This is a genomic window from Agrobacterium sp. 22-221-1 (assembly GCF_053522445.1).
Genome location: NZ_JBNWCL010000043.1, coordinates 1 through 2,496 on the forward strand (window position 1 = coordinate 1; position 2,496 = coordinate 2,496).

Below are 2,496 nucleotides of genomic sequence, written 5' to 3' on the forward strand. Positions count from 1 at the left end.
TGTTGATTGCCACTGAGAACTGACCCGGCGTTTCCACCGAGAATTGACCCGCCTGTTAGGTATGTTTCGGGTCTGCGGTCGTGGTCAAGTTCCTCGTTTTCTCCTTTGTCGTTTTGGTGTCGTGCGCAGAACTGTTCTTGAAGCGGAAGCTGTCGTTTCCGGTTTCAAGGATGTGGCAATGATGCGTGAGCCGGTCCAGCAGCGCGGTGGTCATCTTAGCATCGCCGAAGACGCTGGCCCATTCGCTGAAGCTGAGGTTTGTCGTGATGATGACGCTGGTTCGCTCGTATAGCTTGCTCAGCAGATGGAACAGCATCGCACCGCCTGACGCACTGAACGGCAAGTATCCGAGCTCATCGAGGATGACGAGATCGGAATGAACGAGCCGGTTGGCGATCTGCCCAGACCGTCCTTGCGCCTTCTCCTGTTCCAGCGCGTTGACCAGCTCGACGGTCGAGAAGAACCGAACCCGTTTGTGATGATGCTCGATGGCCTGAACGCCGATTGCCGTCGCGATATGCGTTTTGCCCGTGCCGGGGCCACCGACCAGGACAATGTTGTTGGCGTCGTCGAGGAACTCGCAGCGGTGAAGCTGACGCACGAGCGCCTCGTTGATCTCGCTGCTGGTAAAATCGAAGCCATTCAGATCACGGTATGCGGGAAAGCGTGCCGTCTTGAGCTGATATGCTGTCGATCGCACTTCTCGTTCTGCCGTTTCCGCCTTGAGAAGCTGCGATAGGATTGGAATGGCAGCCTCGAACGCCGGCGATCCTTGCTCCGTCAGTTCGCCGACGGCTTGTGCCATGCCGTGCATCTTCAATTGCCGCAGCATGATGACAATCGCGCCGCTTGCTGGATTATGACGCATGGCGGGCCTCCGTCTTCCTCAGGGCATCGTATCGTTCGACATTTGCCTTCGGCTCGTTGATGAGCGTCAGGGCTTGCGGCGCATCGATGGTCGGCGGCGTGAAGGATTTGCCGTCAACAAGTCGATGCAGCAGGTTCAGGACATGCGTCTTGGTCGGAACCCCTGACTTCAGCGCCATGTCGACCGCCGACAGTACGGCCTGTTCATCGTGTTGAAGGACAAGCGCCAGGATATCGACCATCTCCCGATCGCCGCCCGGCTTCTTCAGCAGGTATTGCTGTAAGGAACGGAATGCCTCGGGGAGTTCGGCGAATGGTGCGCCATTGCGAAGCGCACCTGGCTTGCGCTGCACCACCGCCAGATAGTGCCGCCAGTCGTAAATTGTCTGTCCCGGCCGATCATGAGATCGATCAATGACACGACGATGCTCGCAAACGATCTGACCTTCTGCAGCGACCACAACACGTTCCGGGTAGACCCGTAGGCTGACCGGTCGATTGGCGAAGGACGCCGGGACGCTATAGCGATTGCGTTCCAGATGCACGAGGCAGGTCGGCGAGACGCGCTTGGTGTATTCAACGAACCCATCGAACAGCCGGGTAATAGGCATGAGCGCGGGTACTTCCTCCGCCCAGATGTCGGCGATGGTGCCGCGCATTTGCCCGTGCGGGGTCTGTGCCCAGAACTCCTTGCAGCGCTGCTCGAGCCAGTCGTTGAGAGCATCCAGCGATGGGAAGCGCGGCGTGGGCTGCCATAGACGATGACGTGCGTCCTGCACGTTCTTCTCGACCTGTCCCTTCTCCCAGCCTGAAGCCGGATTGCAGAACTCGGGTTCGAACAGGTAGTGGCTGGCCATTGCCTGGAAGCGGACGTTGACGTCACGCTCTTTGCCGCGGCCGACCTTGTCGATCGCGGTGCGCATGTTGTCGTAGATGCCACGGCCGGGGATGCCTCCGAACACGCGGAATGCATGATTGTGGGCATCGAACAGCATCTCGTGCGTCTGTAGGAGATAGGCCCGTACGATGAAGGCGCGGCTGTAGCTCAGCTTCGTGTGTGCCACCTGAAGCTTGGTTCGCTCATTGCCGATGATCGCCCAGTCCTCCGACCAGTCGAATTGGAAAGCTTCGCCGGGATCGAACGCCAGGGGCACATATGTCCCGCGGCCCGTCGTCTGCAATTCTCTCTGCCGGTCATCACGCCATTCCCGGGCAAATGCGGCCACCCGATTGTAGGAGCCCTCGTAGCCAAGGTTCATCAGGTCGGCATGTAACTGCTTCATCGTCCGCTTCTGTTTGCGGTTCTTCTTGGATTCGGTCTTCAGCCAGGCAGACAACCGATCGGCAAAAGGATCGAGCTTGCTCGGCCGCTCTGGGACCTTGAACTTCGGCTCCACGCCGTCCAGACGCAGGTATTTGCGGATGGTATTCCGGGATAGGCCAGTCCTGCGGCAAATCTCCCGGATCGATAAATGTTCTCGAAAATGCCAGCGTCGGATCACGCTCAATAACGCCATGTCGATCACTCCATAGCCCTCGCTGAAAACATGCGAGGGAAGGTTGGAACATGGGTCAATTCTCAATGGAAATATCACGCCACGCCGGGTCAGTTCTCAGTGGCAATCAACA

The 2,496-nt window shown here is 58.4% G+C and carries 2 protein-coding genes; both read right to left on the reverse strand.

Annotated features, from left to right (window positions below; genetic code table 11):
- Nucleotides 1-55 precede the first annotated feature (55 nt).
- On the reverse strand, nucleotides 56-868 hold the full coding sequence (gene istB / locus ACQZ5N_RS26340) for an IS21-like element helper ATPase IstB (protein ID WP_448734565.1): 813 nt from the start codon (nucleotides 866-868) through the stop codon (nucleotides 56-58).
- Nucleotides 858-2,384 (reverse strand): IS21 family transposase, encoded by a 1,527-nt coding sequence (gene istA / locus ACQZ5N_RS26345; RefSeq protein WP_448734566.1) that lies wholly within the window; start codon nucleotides 2,382-2,384, stop codon nucleotides 858-860. The genes istB and istA overlap by 11 nt, the downstream gene beginning before the upstream one ends.
- Nucleotides 2,385-2,496: the final 112 nt, after the last annotated feature.

Coding starts and splice junctions, on each gene's coding strand:
- istB (WP_448734565.1), bottom strand. CDS start 868: ATGCGTCATAATCCAGCAAGCGGCGCGATTGTCATCATGCTGCGGCAA.
- istA (WP_448734566.1), bottom strand. CDS start 2,384: ATGGCGTTATTGAGCGTGATCCGACGCTGGCATTTTCGAGAACATTTA.